This is a genomic window from Bradyrhizobium sp. CCBAU 25360 (assembly GCF_028128695.1).
Classification (GTDB): domain Bacteria; phylum Pseudomonadota; class Alphaproteobacteria; order Rhizobiales; family Xanthobacteraceae; genus Bradyrhizobium; species Bradyrhizobium ottawaense.
Map to the genome: position 1 here is coordinate 177,091 of NZ_LBJA01000037.1, position 18,826 is coordinate 195,916.

17 protein-coding genes and 1 tRNA gene are annotated in these 18,826 nt (G+C 63.4%); 3 read left to right on the forward strand and 15 right to left on the reverse strand.

The window, feature by feature from the left end:
* The first annotated feature begins 153 nt into the window (after positions 1 to 153).
* Both XH81_RS15090 and XH81_RS15095 read left to right on the forward strand, forming a co-directional pair.
* Entirely contained in the window at positions 154 to 780 is a 627-nt protein-coding gene (locus XH81_RS15090; protein WP_038974958.1) for a hypothetical protein, read from the forward strand.
* A 95-nt stretch (positions 781 to 875) separates the two neighbouring features.
* A tRNA-Trp gene (locus XH81_RS15095) sits at positions 876 to 951 on the forward strand.
* 121 nt (positions 952 to 1,072) lie between these two features.
* On the opposite strand, the gene XH81_RS15100 is transcribed toward XH81_RS15095, so the two are convergent.
* The 3 genes from XH81_RS15100 to XH81_RS15110 all read right to left on the reverse strand — a co-directional run bounded on the left by XH81_RS15100 (position 1,073) and on the right by XH81_RS15110 (position 3,000).
* Positions 1,073 to 1,834, reverse strand: a complete 762-nt coding sequence (locus tag XH81_RS15100) for a glycosyltransferase family 2 protein (RefSeq protein ID WP_038950191.1) — start codon at positions 1,832 to 1,834, stop codon at positions 1,073 to 1,075.
* Between the two features lie 143 nt (positions 1,835 to 1,977).
* A complete protein-coding gene (locus XH81_RS15105; protein WP_028141039.1) occupies positions 1,978 to 2,484 on the reverse strand; it encodes a hypothetical protein in 507 nt (168 codons plus the stop codon).
* A 9-nt stretch (positions 2,485 to 2,493) separates the two neighbouring features.
* The gene (locus tag XH81_RS15110) at positions 2,494 to 3,000 is read right to left on the reverse strand and encodes a hypothetical protein (protein ID WP_028141038.1); all 507 of its coding nucleotides are present in this window, start codon (positions 2,998 to 3,000) and stop codon (positions 2,494 to 2,496) included.
* Positions 3,001 to 3,152: 152 nt separating this feature from the next.
* Between XH81_RS15110 and XH81_RS15115 the strand changes: the two genes are divergently transcribed.
* Positions 3,153 to 4,823, forward strand: a complete 1,671-nt coding sequence (locus tag XH81_RS15115; protein ID WP_049802000.1) for a hypothetical protein — start codon at positions 3,153 to 3,155, stop codon at positions 4,821 to 4,823.
* Here the strand turns inward: XH81_RS15115 and XH81_RS15120 are convergent.
* From XH81_RS15120 to XH81_RS15175, 12 genes are all read right to left on the reverse strand, one after another.
* Positions 4,813 to 5,847: a Gfo/Idh/MocA family protein gene (locus XH81_RS15120; protein ID WP_028141036.1), complete on the reverse strand. Its 1,035-nt coding sequence runs from the start codon at positions 5,845 to 5,847 to the stop codon at positions 4,813 to 4,815. The two genes, XH81_RS15115 and XH81_RS15120, sit on opposite strands and share 11 nt — an antisense overlap.
* Before the next feature lie 13 nt (positions 5,848 to 5,860).
* Positions 5,861 to 7,054 (reverse strand): class I SAM-dependent methyltransferase, encoded by a 1,194-nt coding sequence (locus XH81_RS15125; RefSeq protein WP_028141035.1) that lies wholly within the window; start codon positions 7,052 to 7,054, stop codon positions 5,861 to 5,863.
* Complete coding sequence (locus tag XH81_RS15130; RefSeq protein WP_028141034.1) at positions 7,047 to 8,264, reverse strand: class I SAM-dependent methyltransferase; 1,218 nt, start codon at positions 8,262 to 8,264, stop codon at positions 7,047 to 7,049. The genes XH81_RS15125 and XH81_RS15130 overlap by 8 nt, the downstream gene beginning before the upstream one ends.
* Positions 8,265 to 8,540: 276 nt before the next feature.
* Complete coding sequence (locus XH81_RS15135) at positions 8,541 to 10,766, reverse strand: hypothetical protein (RefSeq protein WP_131233056.1); 2,226 nt, start codon at positions 10,764 to 10,766, stop codon at positions 8,541 to 8,543.
* A 48-nt stretch (positions 10,767 to 10,814) separates the two neighbouring features.
* On the reverse strand, positions 10,815 to 13,103 hold the full coding sequence (locus XH81_RS15140; RefSeq protein WP_080670098.1) for a hypothetical protein: 2,289 nt from the start codon (positions 13,101 to 13,103) through the stop codon (positions 10,815 to 10,817).
* Positions 13,104 to 13,131: 28 nt separating this feature from the next.
* Complete coding sequence (locus tag XH81_RS15145; protein WP_244439230.1) at positions 13,132 to 14,208, reverse strand: lysylphosphatidylglycerol synthase transmembrane domain-containing protein; 1,077 nt, start codon at positions 14,206 to 14,208, stop codon at positions 13,132 to 13,134.
* Positions 14,174 to 14,749 carry a WbuC family cupin fold metalloprotein gene (locus XH81_RS15150; protein ID WP_049801999.1) on the reverse strand — a complete coding sequence of 192 codons (576 nt, stop codon included), beginning with the start codon at positions 14,747 to 14,749 and terminating at the stop codon, positions 14,174 to 14,176. The genes XH81_RS15145 and XH81_RS15150 overlap by 35 nt, the downstream gene beginning before the upstream one ends.
* The gene (locus XH81_RS15155; protein ID WP_028141029.1) at positions 14,727 to 15,392 is read right to left on the reverse strand and encodes a class I SAM-dependent methyltransferase; all 666 of its coding nucleotides are present in this window, start codon (positions 15,390 to 15,392) and stop codon (positions 14,727 to 14,729) included. The genes XH81_RS15150 and XH81_RS15155 overlap by 23 nt, the downstream gene beginning before the upstream one ends.
* Positions 15,393 to 15,417: 25 nt before the next feature.
* Positions 15,418 to 15,810: an LIC12192 family sporadic carbohydrate cluster protein gene (locus XH81_RS15160; RefSeq protein WP_028141028.1), complete on the reverse strand. Its 393-nt coding sequence runs from the start codon at positions 15,808 to 15,810 to the stop codon at positions 15,418 to 15,420.
* Positions 15,803 to 16,609: a sporadic carbohydrate cluster 2OG-Fe(II) oxygenase gene (locus XH81_RS15165; protein ID WP_018322239.1), complete on the reverse strand. Its 807-nt coding sequence runs from the start codon at positions 16,607 to 16,609 to the stop codon at positions 15,803 to 15,805. The genes XH81_RS15160 and XH81_RS15165 overlap by 8 nt, the downstream gene beginning before the upstream one ends.
* Positions 16,606 to 17,724 carry a DegT/DnrJ/EryC1/StrS family aminotransferase gene (locus XH81_RS15170; protein WP_028141026.1) on the reverse strand — a complete coding sequence of 373 codons (1,119 nt, stop codon included), beginning with the start codon at positions 17,722 to 17,724 and terminating at the stop codon, positions 16,606 to 16,608. Before XH81_RS15170 ends, XH81_RS15165 begins: the two co-directional genes overlap by 4 nt.
* The gene (locus XH81_RS15175; RefSeq protein ID WP_028141025.1) at positions 17,714 to 18,820 is read right to left on the reverse strand and encodes a DegT/DnrJ/EryC1/StrS family aminotransferase; all 1,107 of its coding nucleotides are present in this window, start codon (positions 18,818 to 18,820) and stop codon (positions 17,714 to 17,716) included. Before XH81_RS15175 ends, XH81_RS15170 begins: the two co-directional genes overlap by 11 nt.
* Positions 18,821 to 18,826 lie beyond the last annotated feature (6 nt).

Here is an 18,826-nt window from a genome sequence, read left to right on the forward strand (position 1 = left end):
TGAAGAACAGATGCATTCGGCGCGGTGACATCTGCAGCGGACGCTCGGCATCGGGTCTTATGCACGGCAATACAATTCGGGGTAGACAGCAGCGGGCGGAACACCCTATTTTTGGGCCGGGCTGAGATTGGGTTACGGGGACAGGGGGCGTTGTTGAGATTGCTGCTGGGACTGGCGCGGATTGTCGCGCTGGGCGGAATGCTTGCGCTTGCGGGCTGCGTAACCGCCGCCAATAATTCGCTGTCGCAGAGCGACATAGCCGGCATGAAGCTGACCGGCGTTGCGGTCAGTTTTGCACCCGACGCACGCATACAGTGGGAGGACGGTCTCCGCGCCTATGCGGACTCGAAGGCGGTCAGCCTGGAGCAGGCGGCAACAATGGCCGACGTTCCGGAGGTAAAGGCTTTCGTTCAAGGCCTGCTGACGCCGCGGATCAAGGCCGGCGTCGAGCAGGTCTTGGCCGCTCGGCTGGCGGGCACGCGGCCGGTGCGGCTCGACATCCGGGTGAAGAGCTTGCTGTTCCCGTCAGCCATCCAGCGTGTCGTGATCGGCGGCCATCGCGGCATGATCGCGGACGCCAATCTCGTCGATGCCCGAACCGGTGCGCTGATCGTCGCCTATCCCGAGCTGAACGCAGCGCTCTATACCGGGCAGGGGATCGTTGGGGCGGCGGTGCAGGCTGCTATCGACAATAACGCGACGCAAACCCCGGTGGACAAGGTGAGCGTGCGCTACGGGGAGATCTACCGCAACTGGCTGCTGAAAGATGGGGGGGCCTAGCGCGAAGTACGCGCATGGCACTCGCTTCGCTCTTGCAATCCGGCCGCTCTCTGTGCTTGAAAGCGGCCCTGATCCTGGGGCGACGCAGGGTCCGTAGGAGTGTAGCTCAATTGGTAGAGCACCGGTCTCCAAAACCGGGGGTCGCAGGTTCGAGCCCTGCCACTCCTGCCAGTCAAATCAATCACTTAAGTCAGGTGCTGGCAGGATAGGGACGAGGGCGTCCCGCGGGCGAATCGCCGCGCGCCTGCCCATCCGCTCGATTTCCCAAGCCCAAGCCCGACGAGGCCCTCGACTAGCGCGCCGGGGCCCGTTCCGCGTCGGTAGGAACCTGGCTGAGGTCGACGTGCCGGATGGGAACGCGGCGCAGCAGCGAGACGATGGTGCCGCCGAGCTCGAAATAGGTGCGCAGCCGCAGCGCACGGGAGGAGCCCTTCAGCTCCGCGTTCAGGCTCACGGGCACCTGCACATAGGTGAGGCCGAGCTGGAGCAGGGAGATCAACGCGCAGATCTGATAGCCGTAGCCGTCGGCCTTGACCGCGATCTGGCGCAGCCATTTCACGGGGTAGACGATCATGCTGTGGTAGTCGGACAGCCAGAAGCCGAACAGGCAGTTCAGGATGAACCGCAGCGAATGCGACTGCAGCGAGCGGTTGACCGAGCGGTCCGACTGGTTGTCGCGATAGGTGATGACGAGGTCGGCGGCGCCCGCCGCCTTGAACATCCGGGCAATACCCTCGTTCTGGAAGGCGTGATCGCCGGGAATGAGCGTGATGGCATCGAATTTCGCGCGCGACAGCGCGTATTCGAAGCCGGCACCGACACCTCGCGGCTCGGCGTTATGTTGCACGACGATGCGCGGCTCGCCGGCCGCGAACTCGTCCATGATCGCGCCGGTGGCGTCGGTGCTGCCGTCGTCGATCAGGAAGATCTCGAAATCGTCGAGCAGCTCGCGGGCGAGCGGCAGCACGCCGTCAATGGTGTCGGCGATCTTGTCCTGCTCGTTCAGTGCAGGGATGACGATCGTAAGTCTCTTTGCCGCCCTGGAAGGTGTCATCTTATGCCGCCTGTTGCCGGCCACTCTTTACTGGTGGAACCCCAGCGCAACTCTAGGTCATCTGCGCCGACCGAACAATAAGGGGCCCGCAGATATGCCCTGCACAACCGGCACGAAACCGGCGATGTGTGTGTTCCCGGCAACTATTCGGAAAAATCATAGAGACTGGTATCGCCGATACCGAAGGCGCGGCGCAGCTGTCCGACGCGGCCTGCCATATTTCGGCCCGCCGCCGTCGCCGCGAAGTGTGAATCCACCGGTTCGACAAGGCCGCCGTCGACCAGGTTCCTAATTCGTCCCTGGAACAGATCTGGAACCTGCCGTTCGACGATTTCGGAAAGCGGAGCCTTCCGCTCGGGCCGGTCGACGATGCCGAGCAGAATCTCCAGGGAAACCGATTTGTACACTGCGCCAAAAGCGAACACGTAACCCATGACGCAAAAACCGAAAATCGACGCGGCGTCCCAATACTGGAATTCCGGGACGACGAGGATTCCGAGCATCACGCCGAGACCGTGGGTGAGGATCGCGGCGATCGCGAGCAGGGTCACGGCTCCAACAGGCCACCCGCGAGCGCGGGCCATGAGCTGCAAGGCAGGCGACAGCAGGACGAAGCTGACGGCGGCGAGGAATCCGACAACGAAGGACATCGCGGCCTCTTACCCAAGGCCCGTCGACAGACGAACGAGTTTGACGAGACGCGCGACCGCCACCCCCTTGGCCGTCGGAGCCAGCCTGCCGTCTGCAATGGTCAACATCCCCGCGCCGACCAGGAGCTTCAGGCGGTTGTGCGTGAAGGTGCCGAGATCTCCGCCCTGCATGTAGGCTACGGCCCATTGCTCCCAGGTGAGGGGACGCCCGGCCTTAACGAGTGCCGTGAGCAGCGTCAGCGTAAAGCCCCAGGCGAGCAGGCTGAACAGGATGTAGAAAAACATCATCGCAGTCGCGAGCAGGAACAAGCCGCCAAGCACGTCGTCATAATGGCGTTGACCGGGAAGCGCGAGACAGGCGATCGCGTAAAGGGCCAAGATGCTGATGCAGCCGAGCCGGAAGCGGCGGCCGGATCCGCCGGTGGCGGCGATGCGCGCGTAGCACAGCAACAGCAGCGGCAGCGCGACACTGAGACCAATCGCAGCGGCTTGCGCCGGGCCCGGGAGCATGTTCATTGCGGAAAATCGTCCCGGACGCCTCTGAGGCCCAGCCAGAGCAAAAGTCTATAAAAGGTCGCATTTTTCCGGTCAAGGGAGCCCATCATCCCGCCTTGCGGACGTCACGTGGGCGTGCGAATCCTGCCGGCGATGCCGTTCCTCCGTCCGAGATGTCCCCATTGCTGCGTGCGATAGTCGTCCTCCTCGTCGTGCTATTGGCTGCGCATGCGCCGATGCTCGTGAACGATGGTCTCTTCATGGACGACTGGCTGGTGCTCAAGCCGCGTCCCGACTATTTCATCAACATCGATTTCCTGCTGAACGGCGCCGGTCATCCGATCTTTTACAGCTACGACACGTTCGCGAACTGGACGGGCGCCCCGGTTGTCGTGATGGTCTCGCTGGCGTTCGCCGGGATCGTCTTTGGCGCAACATCGCTCGCGCTCACCGCAACGCGTCTCGGTCTGCTCGACCGCGCCGAGGCGGTCGGTTTCGCGCTGATCGTCTGGACCTATCCCGGCTATCAGCTTTGGGCGGGCAAGGCGAACGCGGTCTACGTCTTCAGCTTCGGATTGCTGTTCGTCGGCGCATGGCTGTTGACGCTGGCCTTCAGCGCCCGCGGCCTGCGGCGCACGCAGCTTCGCGTGGCCTGTGCGCTCGTGTTCCTCCTGAGCTTCGCGCTCAACTCGACGATCGTGCTCTATGCCTTCGTGATGCTGGGTCTCTTCGTTGCGATTTGGCGGGGCGGGAAGGCGACGGACGGTTTCGTTCGCCGCACATGGCTCGCAGCCTGGCGCTGCGCCCTGGGTTATCCGGAATTGATCCTGCTTCCTCTGATCTACTGGGGCACGCTCAATATCTGGTTCAAGCGGATCGGCGTGTACGCGCAGCACTATGATGCCCATTTCCCGACGCTCGGCGAGTTGGCGAAGGGATGGTTGGCATTCTTCATCACCGGCTACAGGGACGTCCTGGCCCACGCGTTGCGCGCGGCGATTGCCGTCCCGGGGCTGTTCATTTTGGCGGCGGTGCTCGTCGGCTTCGTCTTGCTGCTGCTGCGCGCCGACCCGAAGCCGACCACGTCCGGAACCGCGATCGCCTTGCCGCTCGTGCTCGCCCTGGTCTTGTTCCTCGCATTGTCGTCGCCCTATCTGATCGCCGGCCTGCGGCCGTCGTCGACGCATTTCTACGAGAGCCGTCATCTGCTGATGTTGGGTGTGCCGTCGGCGCTGGCGTTTCTCGCAATCAAGCGGCTGGCCGAACGTTGGACCAGTCCCAGCATCGCCTTTGCAGCCATATTCGGATCGGGCCTGATCATGTCGATCGGCATGCTGTGGAGCGACTACGTCTTCATGCAGGCGAGAACGCTGAAGCAGGAGGCCCTGACGCGCAACCTTGCCGGCGGCGCCCAGCCCGCGGCGACGGTCTATGCGCTCGATGACGGCTTTTTCGACTACCCCTCACGGCACGTGCCGTTCGGCCTCGCCGAGGTCACCGGCATGCTGCGACTTGCCTGGGGCAATCAGCCGTTCTTCGGATTTGCGCTGCGCGCCGAGCGGCCCGACATCCTGCGGGGAATGGACGAGGCGCGGACCGCTCCGGGAAGTGCATTCCATCATTTCGATCCGACGGGGCCGCAGGCGACGATCTCGTTCCAGCCGGGCCCGGGAGCCGCACCGAACCAGACCTTGGTGCGGAAGTACTATGCGTGCCGGTTCCTGGCGCGCTGCGATGTTGCAGAGTTCCTGGCTCAACTTGCGCAGGTCACGATCAAGCTTGGGCCCATCGCGGGCGTCCTGCCGCTCGAGGGCGCAAGCAAGGATGCAGCGCCTAGCCGCTAGCCCGCTGTTTCCAGACGGTCTCCGCAAGCGCGATGTCGGTCACTGAATCCGCGCCGGAGGCCAAGGGTACGCCTCGCGCGGCGACGTCGGAAACGAAGGCGTCGGCCTGGCGCCGGAATGCCCAGCTCTTTTCGCCCGTCAGCCGCGTGCTCTGACCATCGTGATCGACGATGACCTCCGCCTCTTGCTCGGCGAAAGGTGGCGGCAATTCCAGGGTCACCGCACCGCGCTCGAAATCGATCGTCAGCCCTTCGCGCCAGCTGCCTTCGGAGCCGTTCACGAGATCCAGTGCGCAGGCGATGCCGTCGAAGTCGAGCGTGATGCGCCCGGCACCCGAAGCCTCGATCGCGCTTTCGGCGACCGTCGGCGACGAACCGAGCAGGTAGCGCGCCAGGTTGATGATATGGCTGAAGACGTTCAGAAAATTATCGTAGCCGGGACGCGCCGCGCGCGGCATCCAGTCGGGGCCATCCTGCCAGAGTTCAATCCCGTCCGGTCGCGCTTCGCCGGTCATCACGAAATTGTCGTGCGACCGGCCGGTGTCGCCGCCGAAGCACCAGCCCTCGGCCCGGACAATGCGTCCGAGCGACTGGTCTTCGCGCAGGCGCGTCAGCACCTGCAGCGCCCGCGCCACGCCGGCATCGTGACGCTTCATGTAGCCGATGCTGTAGACGAGGTTTTGCCGCCGCGCGGCTTCGACCAGCGAACTGGCCTGGGCCGTCGTGTAGGCCATCGGCTTTTCCGACAGCACGTGCCGTCCGCTGTTCAACGCGTCCAGGACGATCGGGCCGGTGGCACGACGCTTCGTCACGACGACGACGGCGGACACCGCACTGTCCGCGAGCAGTTCCCGGTGCGTGCTGTAAACCCGGGGGATGCCGAACTTCTGCGCCGCGGCGGCGGCGAGGTCCGGCCGGAGATCGGCGATCGCGACGACGCGGCAGGCGGAATTGGCAGCGAAATTGGCGAGGTGGCACATCTGGCCGACCATGCCCGTTCCGATGATGCCAATGCCTGGCTTCACTGACTATGATCCCTTAGCGCTTCCGGATCACGAGGAAATGCGCCGGCTGTCCCCAAATGTTGATGAAGGCCGCATCCGACTGGGTGAGGGCGGCGACCGCAGACGCATCCCGTCGCCCGATTGCGCCAAAGATGCGATGGAAGCTGTCGAGCGTCGCAATGATGGCGTCGATGTCGGCGGCATCGTCGGCCAGAATGTCGGTGGTCCGGATCGTCTCGCGCAGCGACGCAAGGCCCGCGACCACGCGCGGCAGGCTCTCGCCGAAGGGATCGTCGATCATGCCATCGACGTCGAGCACCAGCGCCTCGATCGAGGCCGAGATCGCCTGCACGGCATCGGCCTTGCCGACCAGATAGAGCTTTCGTCCGCCGAGGAAGCTCAGCCGGCTGCGGTCGAGATGGCGTCTGGCGCGATGCAGCTTCTCGTCGCCGGACAGGACTTTCTTGTGCCAGTAGATGTCGAGGCTGTCGCGGTAGGCGGGCCACGCCGAATGGACGTCGAACCCCTGTTGATGCGCCGCCGCGCACAAGGTGGCCGCGTCGAGGAAGTAGCGATGCCGGACGAAAGGATTTTCCAGCACGTCCATCAGCCAGGATTCGAAGCTGCGGGTGTGCGGAATGCTGTCCCACTTCGCCTCGAACAGCATCTTTGCCGTGTCGAGCGGAGCGCGACCGCCCAATGCCTTGCCGGCCGCATGGATCGCCTTGAGCGCGAGCTCGAAGAAGCCGCCATAGCGCTCGTAATAGGACACGACGGCATAACCGTCCGGATTGAGCAGCCGATGGAAGATGCCGAGCCATTTTTCGCTCGGCTGCACCGTGTAGATGAAGCCCTCGGCATCGATGATGTCGAAGCGGCGCTCGCTGCGGAAGCCCTCGACGTCGGCCAGTCCGAGCTCGCGGAGACGTTGGGTCAGGCCGAAATGTGCAAAGTAGGCCTGGATTTTCGGGTGTGCATGCCGGTTCGGCTCGGCGAGCGTCATGTTCGCGCCCCAACCGGCAAACACCAGTGCATTCTCGCCGGAATCGGGACCGAATTCGAGCACATCGGCATCGCGGAACAGCCGCGGCGGCAGCACCAGCTTGTCCGAGAACAGCTCGCGCCGCTGGCTGGCGTAGGCCCCGAGCTCGGTGGACGATTTGAAATTCCCGAACGTCGGCAGAACATCCTGACGTTCGTAATAGTTGAAGAGCTTGTCCTCAGCCATGCCGCGACCTTAGCGCCGCCTCGAGACGATCGAGCTCGCTCCAGATGTCGTTCGGCGCGAAGATCGCAACGATCTCGAGCGGACGCTTCACGCTCTCGCGCAGCCGGCTGCTGACCTTGGCCTCGTTCTCCTCGTTCACGGCGAGAAGACAGACGAGCGGACCCGACTTGGCGGTGAGATCCTCGGGCGAACGGATCGGAATGCCGGTGCCGGGCAGGAACAGCCCCTGGCGCTCCTTCTGGTCGTCGACCGAGAGGTCGACGAGATTCGCAAGCTCGTGGGCGTTGGTGAAGGTGCAGGCGCGGCAGCCGGCACCGTAGATGGCGATCTCGGCGCCGTTGGCGCGGGCTTTTTCGAGAATCGGGCGGAGACGCGCGCCATACTCTCTCGCACGCTGACCGAATTTCTCGCCAACGCCGGACGGCGCGGGCGGCGCCGTCACGGCGCCCTTGGCACGGCGGGCTGCGATCGCGAGGCTTCCGCCGCTGAAATTGTATTTCTTCACGGACACCGCCTCGAAGCCGTGGCGCGCCAGCAGCGCGAGCAGGGTCGGTTCGGTGAAATAGCTGACGTGCTCCTCCCAGAGGACGGAGAGGTCTCCCTCCGCTGACCCCGGGGCGAAATCAGGCACGTCGATGAACAGCAAACCGTCGTCGCTGAGCGCGATCTTGACGCAGTCGAAGAAGTTCTCGAAATCGACGATGTGCTCCAGCACCTGGCGCGATATGACGAGGTCGAACTTGCCGGACTGAGCGACAGCATCGTGGGCCATCGCCGGGCTGAGCATGTCGGCATAGACCTTGATGCCGCGCTCGCGGGCGATCTTGCCCGACACCGGATTGGGCTCGACGCCGACCATGACCTTGGTGCCGCGCTCGCGCAGCTTGTCCATGAACAGCCCGTCGTTGCATCCGATCTCGAACACGGACTGGTGCTTGGAGAATTTCGCGATGGTGTCGAGCTCGTCTGCCTGATGCGGCTCCGGCTTCCAGCTGCTGAAATTGTAGTTGAACTGCCGGTACAGAATATCTGGATCGATCGGCTTGACGATCTGGGGGAGGCCGCATTCGGCGCAGGCCATCACCTCGAACGGAAAGCGTTCGTCCTGCTCGTTTCGGCTATGCCGAAGCCGATGCGCAATCGGCATCAGTCCGAGGTCGATGACCGGACGCAGGTTGGTCGAATGGCAAAGGCGGCAATGGTCGGTCACGGCTTTAACTCTTTGCAGGAGCAGGTCTGGAATCGGCGTTCCGAGCCATTACGGCCCGCGGCTGGCAGCCATTGTACGGCTATATAGGGCCACAGCGTGCACCTCAATTGATAAGTTGAGATCCCCCACGCTGTCCGCCGGCATCTTATCCGATCGTCGGACTCGCGAAAAACAGAGCCGATTCGGCAGGATTTTGCGGTGACCATTCAGGATGGGGTCCGGCTTCGCGCGAAGACTCTTTTCCGCGCCGCGGTGGAGGCGGAAGCGCGCGGCCGCTCACTTTTCGGTAGAGTCTTGCCGCGACCGCCACGCCGCAAGCGTTGCGATACCATCCCAATAGTCTTTGCCTGGACCGGTCACGCGGCTGCGGTTCCGTAGCGCGGTGATTGCTGCAACCTGTTCGTCGCTGATTGGCGCTCCCAGGCCCTTCCAAGTCAGCAAGATGTAATCAGCTCCGACGTGGAGGACGTCCAGATTGCGCGGCATGCTGTCTGAATCAAAAAGCGGGCTTTGCCCATGCGCCCAGAAATCCAGCCGGTCGCCCTCTATGTAAAAGGCATTCACATTGTGGCGGCGTAGCGCGGCAATGCTGATTGGGGCGGGCCCAAGCAGGACGTCTCCATAATCGGGCAGAAACACCGGATGCAAGGTATCCACGACCCGGCCAGATGGCAGGAGAGGGGACTCGGCGCAGGTCGGCAGAAAACGCAAAGCGGAATTGACGGGGAGGATGTGCCAGTCAGCAGGGACGTGACTTGAAACCTCCCGACAGCGGCGTGGATCGAGGTCGTCAAAGGACGGGGAGGTGCCAACCAGGCCGATGCGACCGGTGACAAACGCCAAGGCGCCCTGCATGCGCACGCGCGTTATCTCGCCCTGCGACCTCGCAACCACAGTCGCGACAAGGGCCGCCAAACCGATCGTCACCATCGCAGAAGGCAGAGAGACGAGGCGAAGTTGCAACTGACGCCGCCGAAAGAGATCGGCGAGCGGCACGATGATTGAAATGGCAATGAGCGGAGTCGCGACCGATCGGAAGGCCAGCATGCGCTCCAGACTTCCATGTGAGGTGAGTGTGATCAGGCTGATGACAGCGAGCAGGCAGAGAGCGAGACCTACGACGAATGGGCCATTTCCTTGGGGGCGCCGTACTCTGAGCAAGGCTGCGCACGCGACAATGAAAGCCGGATATGTCCAGAAGTTCGTGCCAAAGAATAGGCTCCAGAGCACCTCCCGCAGGCGGCCGAAAGCAGCCACGATGTCGCGCATCGAGAATCCTGCATATTTGATGCCCTGCGCGTTGTTTACGTAGACCATGAGCTCCAGGCTCGAGATTTGACGAAAGCGCTCCACGTTGATGAGCGGCATGAACACGCCGATCGGATTGACCTCGGCGATGCCGAGATAGATCTGGTTGACCAGAAGGCTGAGAGCCGCTGTGCCAAGACCGATTGCGGCCACTCCGAGTGGCCGCACGATGCCGCGCGGGCCATGAGCGAACCAGCCGGCGCCCGCTCCCGCCATCAAGAAGGCCGTGGCGATGATCGCCGCCTGGGGGACCATGATGGCGATCGACATCACGGTTGGCACCAAGGCGCGGAAGATCACGCGGGCCTTGGTGGTGGCATAGAGCGGCCCTGCCCAACAGACGAACAGGAGGAAGGCGCCGGTCTCATAGTGAAAGCGCCCCGTCTCCAATCCGATGAAGCTCGACCACATTGCGATCAGGGCCGCGCATCCCGGCAATATCCAGCCGGTTGTCAGCCGCACCGCCATGCGATGGACCAGAGCCGCGATGGACAGCAAGTAGACGACCGAGAGGATTTGATGAGCCGTCGGACCACCGAAGCTCACGAGCAACATGTCGGCCCCGTGGCCGCGGCCGAGCAAGAACCAGAACAGCTTTGGCTGTTCGGAGTCGAGCCAGAGGGTGTGGCGGTTCTGCAGGTCAGCGAGGAGCGGAAGATAAAGTTGCGGGATATCACCGCGCGTCGCGTCGAGCACGACGCCCTTCACCAGCAGAAGCACGACGGCCGACAAACCGATTAGTCCAACCAGCAGCCACTCCGCAGCCGTAGATGGCATCCAACGGCCACGGGATGGACGCGCAAGGTGCCAGGCGATGATGCCCGTCAAGAATGGGATGGTGATCCACGGGAAGAGCAATCCCGCCGCACCGAGGCAAACGCCAATCAAGACGCACAGAGCAGCGCCGCCGAAGAACTGCAGCACGAGCAAATCGGCGGCGTCGAGGTCGTTGCCTTCGTCGAGCCGGTGAACGAGCAGGGCCCCCATTCCGACAAACGCAATAGCCACGTAGGGAGCGAGGACAGCGAGACACAAGCTGTTCCAGGCGACCAAGGGGCCGCCGCTGAAGAACTGGACCTCGGGAGGAACCTTGATCAGCAGGCCTAAGGCCGCGATGAGGAATGGAGCCGTCATCAAGCCGGCGCGCGCGCTTGTTCGCCAGCCTCCCCAAGACCTGCGTTTACCGGAATGCATGTAGATGTCTCCGCGGAGGATCGCTTTCCGCCGTCAAATCAGCAACCCTCAGCGGCATTTGGACAACTGATCGAGAATCGCGAGGTCTCTTGGCTTGCCGTCTGGTGGCAACTGGTGCCTCACCACCTCAAAGGGCTCGACACCGTAAGCCATTCGATAAATATCCTTCGATCTCGTCCTCAGCGTCGAGATTGCCGCTGCCGTTTCCGGAGTCAATGGCTGATCACCAGCCCGCCACGTCAATAGCCAGTAATGCGGAGTCTCGGCGCGAACCGCAAAACGTCTCGCCAGTTCTTCTTTCTGGAAGAGGTCTGAGAACCCATTCAGCCAAAAATCGCAATTCTCCCTCTGGACGTAGAAGAGATTCACCCCCAACGCGCGAAGCGTGGCTTGCGCCGTATCGGCAGTCCCCAGCGCGACCTTCTTGAAATCGCGCGCGACATCGCTCTGATAGGTATGAATGACCTTGCCTCGCGTGAGGAGCGGCGAGAAATAGCATGGCACCAACGCGCGATAGCCGTTGAGAGGCAAAATGCGCTCAGACCCCGTCGATTGCTGCAGTTCGTCACAGCGCTGCCAGTCCAGGCTGACACGGGGCAACTGGCGAAGGGGCCGCCCGGTCACAAAGGCGAGGGTCCCGTCGTCCCTGAAGCTCTGCCAGGGATAGGAAAGGGTTGTCCAGGCGCAGGTGATCAGGAGCGCCAGAAGGGCCACATGAGGCGCGTAGCGCCCGGGGGACCAGGTTGAGGCCAACCGCCGCACGACAACCAGTGCCCAACAGGCGATGGCCACGGTCGCCAGCGGGAATAGCGCGGTGACATGAACGGATAGCCTGATCAGGCTCGGAATATTCAGCGTCATATCCAGAAGCCGGACGCTGGCTACGTAGGCGATGATGATCAAGAGCCCCGCAGCATTGAACGACATTCGCGACTTCGAGGCGCCGGAGCGATCCGGAAACAGCTTCGAGTCGATGTAAGCCACGGTGCAAGTTGCCGCCGCGAGAGCAATGGCAACGAGGAGAACGGACCTGACCTGCTTGAAGAAGGCGAACAACCCCGCCTTGCTGAGGAAGTCGCTGACCTCCAGCGACTGCGCCAGCACGAAATAGTCGAGAATATCGAGGCTTCCGAATTGTGAGAAACGCTCGACCGATGCGGCGCCCCGGAACAGCGAATACGGGTTGGTGGCCGGGATTCCGAGGTAGAGATAATTGACGGAGAAGGCCAATATGCACCCGGCGATCGCTCCGACCCCGAGCAGCACGCCGGTCATGACGCCGGACAGGTCGCGCTGAAGCGCCTTGGTGAGCACTCCCAACGCCGAAATCAAAAAGACGAACGCGGCGTAGAGCGGATAGGAAGCCGCGACGGCAAAGGCGCAAATGCCGGCGGCGAGCCTGTCTCGACTTTGGGAAGAGCGGATGACGACCAGCAGGAAATAGACGAAGAATGCCGCTGTCTGAAGGTGGTACTTTCCAAACTCCATGATGTGGAGGCCGGGTGTAACGGTCGGCACCGTCCTCGGCCAAGCAAGCCCGAGAATTGCCAGGCCGAGTGCGATCGGGATCGCAGCTTCTTCGCACCGGCGTCCGAAAGCCTTGAATGGAAGAACGAGGCGGGCGAGTTCGAAAATGACAGCGCCGATCCCGACGAAATAGAGAAACGAAATGATCTGGGCGACGTGGGGCGGCAGGAACGTCGCCAGCAACAGGTGCAGCCCGTTTCCGTGACCGATCTCGAAGTCGGAGAAGATGGGATTGTCGGCCGCAAGCCAGATGCTGTGATTTCTCGCGACCTCCGCCAGATACGGGGCGTAGAGCTGTTGAACGTCGGTCGAAATGACATCGGGTATGATGGCGCGGTCGAGGAACACCGTCGCCAGAAGCCAAAGACCCAGCAGCGATGTTGCGATCAGCGGCAAGGTCACCGCGGGTTTCTGCGGCTTCCGAAAGCTGCGGCTGTCCCACAGCAGCACCGCGATCGCAAATCCGAGAACGATTTGTGGGTACAGGATGGAAAGAGCGCCGAGTCCAAATCCCGTCAAGATGAGCGTGGCCGCGCCGACAAAGAACTCGTCGACGCGCTGAGTGGGTTCGTGCCTGATGAGCGAGAATGTCAGGCGGCCGGTCGCCATGATGAACCAGCCGAGATACGGCGTCAGGACGATCCAGGCGAGGACGTAAAATCGCGTTGTCCAGCCACCGTCAAATAGCAGCGTTCGATAAGTGCCGTCGCGGTTCAGGCACCAGATGGAAAGAGCGGCCGGCGCGAAAATGAGCGCGCGCCACGACCATGTCTCGACGATGGTACGAAAACGCACCTCGGCAGATGTCATCGCATGGTCTTGTCCGGCGTTGCCCATGCTAGACCGGCGCTGCATCGGTTCGTTCGGCGATGGCCCGCGCCTCCTCAGGGCTGAAGCCGGTGCGCTCGGGCGCGATCAGCCATACCAGCCCGCCGAACAGCCCGACGATCAGGCCGCCAAGACCCAGCAGGACCGATATCGCGAGCGCCTTGTCGGATGCGATCCCGGCGAGGCCAAGCGCAGCGACCATCGCGCCTTCGCGCACGCCCCAGCCTCCGATCGAGATGGGGACCGCGGAAGACAGGATGACGAGCGGGACCAGCACGAAGGCGTCAAGTGCGGTGAGGGGCGCCTCCAGTCCGATCGCGAGGACATAGCAGGTCGCAACGGTGATCAGGTGGACGACAATGGCTGATACGATCAACATTGCCCGCCCTCCGGCCGCCAGCAACGGAGCCCTGACCAGCATCGCGAATTGCACGATCCTGGCCGGCACGGCCGCGATCAAGCGTGGCGGCCACCGGTCCAGCGTCGCCAGGGCGATTGCGCCGAGGCATGCAGCCGCCAGAACGGTCACGATCGCGAAAAGGAGTGAGTTGTCGTGGACGCGAGGCAGCAGGAACGGCATTCCCGCCAGGACGATGAGACCGAGCGCCAGCAGCGCCAGGAAGCGATCGGCCACGATGCTGCCGATCGTCTGCGACCATTGCACGCCATTCCGCCGCAGCATCCAGATCCGGACCGCGTCACCGCCCGCGGGTAGCACCTGATTGAAAAAGGTGCTGATGATCAGAATGCGCCAGCCGGCCAGCCATCTCAGGGGCACGCTCATGGCGCGGAGGATCAGGATCCAGCGGTGGCAGAGAATGAAGGTCTGGGCGAACAGCAGCAACACAGCAAGCGCCAGCATGTTCAAGTTGACGGCGAGAAGATCGGCTTTCAGGGACGACAAGTCCTGGCTGCGCAAGAGCAATACCAGGATCCCGATCGACACCGCGAACTTGACCAGGGTAACCAGTGCTTTTGCAGGCGGCTTCATCGTCTGGTTTCGTCCTCGATCATTCACGGCGGGATCGTCGAGCAGCGATAGGGGTCGAAATTTACCGTCTCGCCAGATGCTCCACGGCGAGCGCACCAATCCGCGTGACGTAGTCGTGGACCTCGGCAGCGTCGCCGCCATCCGGGGCCCAGTCGGGAAATGCCGTGCGTGAGGGATCGAACGGGCCGGCGGTGGTTTCGTGGAACACCAGCCATTCCGAGGTGATCAGGATCGAGTGGAAGACCTTTTCGGGCATCCGGTAATAGCAGCGCTTGCCCTGGCCGTAGGGCGCCATCTCGAGGACGTCGCGAATGCGGCCGTCATCCTCGAAGATCACGACCTGCGCAGTGCCCTCGATCACGTGAAACGATTCAGGTTTGCCAAAATGCTTGTGGGGCCGGACATAGGCCTCGCGATGATGCACGATCAGCATCTCGTGCAGGCTGGACGCGGGATCGGGGTGCGTGCACAGCCGGCTGCGCAGACGCGGGTTGCCGGCGGCGATGCGTTTCAGCTCCGCGATCGTGGCGTCATCCGCCGTGACGATGGCGTCGTCCGAATAATACACTTCCGGATTTTGCGCGCGTAGCGACGTCGGCCGGCGCAGGCCGGCTTCATTCGAAGAAGATGAACCCATGGTCGCCCCGATAGCCGCATTTGTCGTAGATCCACGCCCAGGTTTCCGGGCCGTGGAAGCTCAGGCAGGTGAGCTGCCAGTAGAGGAGATTCGCCTTCTCGCGCTCGTTGCGGAACGATTCCACCATCAGATATTTCGAGGTGCCGCGCCCGACGCGCTCGATCTCCGACACCGCGCGGAACACGTCCTCGAGCGGAAGGTTGTGCAGCACGCCGAGCGACACCACGAGGTCGAAGCTGTGATCGGGGTAGGGGAGCTCGACGGCGCTGCCGACCTTCAGCAGCGGCCGCACCTCCTCCTTGGCGTTGGCGATGCCGTAGTCGGAGATGTCGATGCCGGCGATCCTGAGGTCGGGGACAAGCTGGCTGAACTCGTAGAGCAAATAGCCCTTGCCGCAGCCGACGTCGAGCACGCTCATGCCGGGCTTGATGCCGTAGCGATCGATCAGGGTCTGGGCGAGCGGGCGCCAGCGTCCGTCATAACGATAGCCGCCATAGCCGTAGCGCCGGTCGCCGTCCCAGTAGTCCTGCCCCCATTGCCGCGCGACGGTGGCGGATTCTGCCTTGTCGTGCTCGACCACGCGCTGAACGTAGTTCCGCCTGGTCGATGCGTGCATCGGTTGGAGCAGGTTGATCTCGCTCATGGGGCCCAACCGGTCCGCGGCATCGTCACAGGATGGTGGCGTATTTATTGACCAGCAGGATGTCCTCGACGGCCTGGATGTCCTTCTGCGACGACAGCGTGATCTCCTCGACGGCGGCGTGGAGGTCGCAGCCCTCGCGCAGCACGCGGTCGTAGATCTCCCGTCGCCGTGCCTCGTCGGGCGGCAGCATGAAGATGCTGTAGAGGATCAGGCCATCCAGGCGGGGCAACTCGTCCAGGATGTCCTCGAGCACCATGTAGCTGCCGGGCATGATGTGCTCGACGGCGCTGAGCAGAAATTGCAGGTTCTTGCGCCGCGCGTAGTCGCGGATCACGATGTTCTGGACGTGCTGCGGGGTGCGGCTGCCGTTCAGCGGCCGCGCGCCGATATAGCCGCGATGGCCGGCTCGCTCAGCCATGGAAGCCCCCTGGGAGCTTGTATTGCATGCCGACCCGCGTCGCCGGGCGCAGCAGGATCGGTTCGAAGAACTCGCCGAAGCGCTTATCCGCGTAGGGGGACATGATGCTCTTGAAGCGGCAGTTCATGCTCCAGCGCGTGCCGGGCTCCTCGTTGACGCGATTGCCGTGCATCAGGGTCTGGTTGAACAGCATCACGTGACCGTAGGGGATCTCGATGAAGGTCGCGTGCGGCTTGATCGTCTTGTACAGCTCCTCGGCGCTGCGCAGGCTTGCCATCCGGTCCTGCATATCGCCGTTCAGCGACGGCGGCAGCAGATACATCGCCTTGGTGTGGTGGACGTCCACCAGCGGCACCCACACCACGACCTCGAACGGCGAGTCGCCCGACCAGACATCGGAATGGGTGGCGAGCAGCGAAGAATCGTCGCCGGGCATCTGGATGCTGAGATTGACGCGGCGCTGCATGCAGAGCTCGTTGCCGACGATGGTCTCGATCGTCGAACGCGCCAGGCGGAAATAAGTCGGCCGGAACCACGGCTCGGCGTTGAGGCCGTTGAAGACGTGCAGCCGCAGGCCGTTGAGATCGTCCACGCTCACCCGGGTGTGGATGCTGTCCAGCATCGCATAGGGATCGTTGCTGTGCGGCAGCTTGAGATAGTCCGCCGCGAGTTCAGCGGCGCGCCGCTGGATGCGGTCGAGGCCTGCGCGATCGTCGGCCGGCGTGGTGACGAAGCCGTTGTCGATGAAGCGCTGCGCCAGCGCCTGCTCATCGGCCTGAAGGAAGTCCGTATCCGTCATGCAAAATACTCCCGGGCGGTCGCGCAGATATAGCTGATATCGGCGGCCGACAGGAACTGGTTGATGGGAAGCGTGAGGATCTGGTCTGCCTGCCGCTCGGTCACCGGGAACGCGCCGCGGCCTTGACCCAGATGCGCCGCCGCCGGCTGCAAATGGATCGGGACCGGATAATGGATCGCGGTCTCGATGCCCTTGTCGGCCAGATATTTCTGGAAGTCGTTGCGGCGGTCGGTCTGCACCACGAAGGTGTGGAAGGTGTTGAACTCGATGTTGCGGCAGGGCGGAATGAACAGAGGAAGCCCTGCGAGCTCGGCGCGGTATTGCGCGGCGTTGCGCCGCCGACGCTCGATCACGGAGGGCAGGTGACGCAGGCGAATGCGCAGCACCTCGGCCTGCAGCGTGTCGAGCCGTGATACGATGCCCCACTCCTGGACGTCACTGCGGTTGATGAGGCCGTGATTGCGCAGCCGGCGGATTCTTGCGGCGAGCTCGGCGTCGGCAGTGACGAGGAAGCCGGCATCGCCCGCGGCGTTGAGATTCTTCAAGGGGTGGGCGGAGAAGCAACCGAACGTGCCGATGGTGCCGCTCATCCGCCCGTCATAGGTCGAGCCGACCGCCTGGGCGCTGTCCTCGATCACGGCGAGCGCGTGCTTGTCCGCGATCGCCATCAGCGGGGTCATGTCGGCCATGCGCCCGGTCAGGTGTACCGGCATGATCGCCTTGGTGCGCGGCGTGACGGCCGCCTCGACCGCGGCCGGATCGATGTTCTGGTCCGGCAGCACGTCCGCAAAGACAGGCGTGGCGCCGACCGCGATGATCGCGGCGGTCGAGGCCACGAACGAATTCGGCGGGGTGATCACCTCGTCGCCGGGACCGATGTCGAGCGCCCGCAAGGAAAGGATCAGCGCGTCGGTGCCGGAATTCAGCGTCACGACATGGGGCGAGCCGAGATAGGCGGACAATTCCTCCTCGAGCTTTCCGACCGCCGCCCCGCCGATGAAATCGCCGCGCTGGAATACGCCTTCCACCGCCTGCATGATCTCGGTGCGCTCTTCCTCGAACTGGGCGGGAAGATTGACGTAACCGATGCGCCGGCGGCCGGTGTCAGCGTCCATGGCAGAACTTCCTGACGGTCTCGATGACGCGGTCCTGCTGTGCGCGCGTCAGATGCTGGTCGACGGGGAAGCTGATGACTTCCTTGGCGTGGCGATCGGTGACCGGGAAGGTGCCGGGCGCGTAGCCGAGATGCTTGAGGCCTTCCTGCTGATACAGCGGGATCGGATAGTGGATCTTGGCCTCGATGCCGTTGTCCAGGCAGTATTGGTAGAGCTCGTCGCGGCGTTCGGCGAACACCATGTAGAGATGGTAGACGTGCTTCACGTTGGGCCGGCGCGGCGGAACGCGCAGGCCGGGCAGGCCGGCAAGGCCCGCGTCGTAATAGGCCGCGTTCTCGATTCGGCGCCGCGTGATCTCGCTGGTCTGGCCGATCAGCCAGTTGCCGACGACGGCCTGCAGGGAATCGAGCCGCGAATTGCAGCCGAGGATCGCGATCTCGTCGCGGTTCTTCATGCCGTGGTTGCGGATCAGGCGGAGCTTCTCGTTCATGCCGTCGTCATTGGTGACGACGACGCCGGCATCGCCCCAGACGTTGAGGTTCTTGAGCGGATGCAGGGAGAAGCCGGCGGCGATGCCGTGGGTGCCGGAGCGCTTTCCCGCAAACTCCGAGAGGATGCCCTGGCAGGCGTCCTCGACGACGGGAAGGTTATGGCGCTGCGCGATCGCCATCAGCTTGCCCATGTCGGTGACCTCGCCGGTCAACTGAACCGGCATGATCGCCTTGGTCTTCTTGGTGATGGCGGCTTCGACCTGGTCGACGTTCATGCAGAAGGAATCGTCGCAGTCGACCAGCACCGGGGTGGCGCCGGTTTCCGCGATCGCGCCGACGGTGGCGATGAAGGTGTTGGCGGCGGTGATGACCTCGTCGCCATGGCCGATGCCGAGCGCCTTGAGCGGCAGCTTGAGTGCGTCGGTGCCGGATCCGACGCCGATGGCGTGACGCACGCCGATCAGTTCGGCAAAGCGCTTCTCGAATTCGGCGACGGGCTTGCCAAGGGTGAAGTCACCGGTCGCGACCAGCCGGCCGATCTCGGCCAGGATCGGGGCGGGGTCGGAGAATTGCTCGAGCAGATAGGAATATCGAACGTCGTACATGTGACC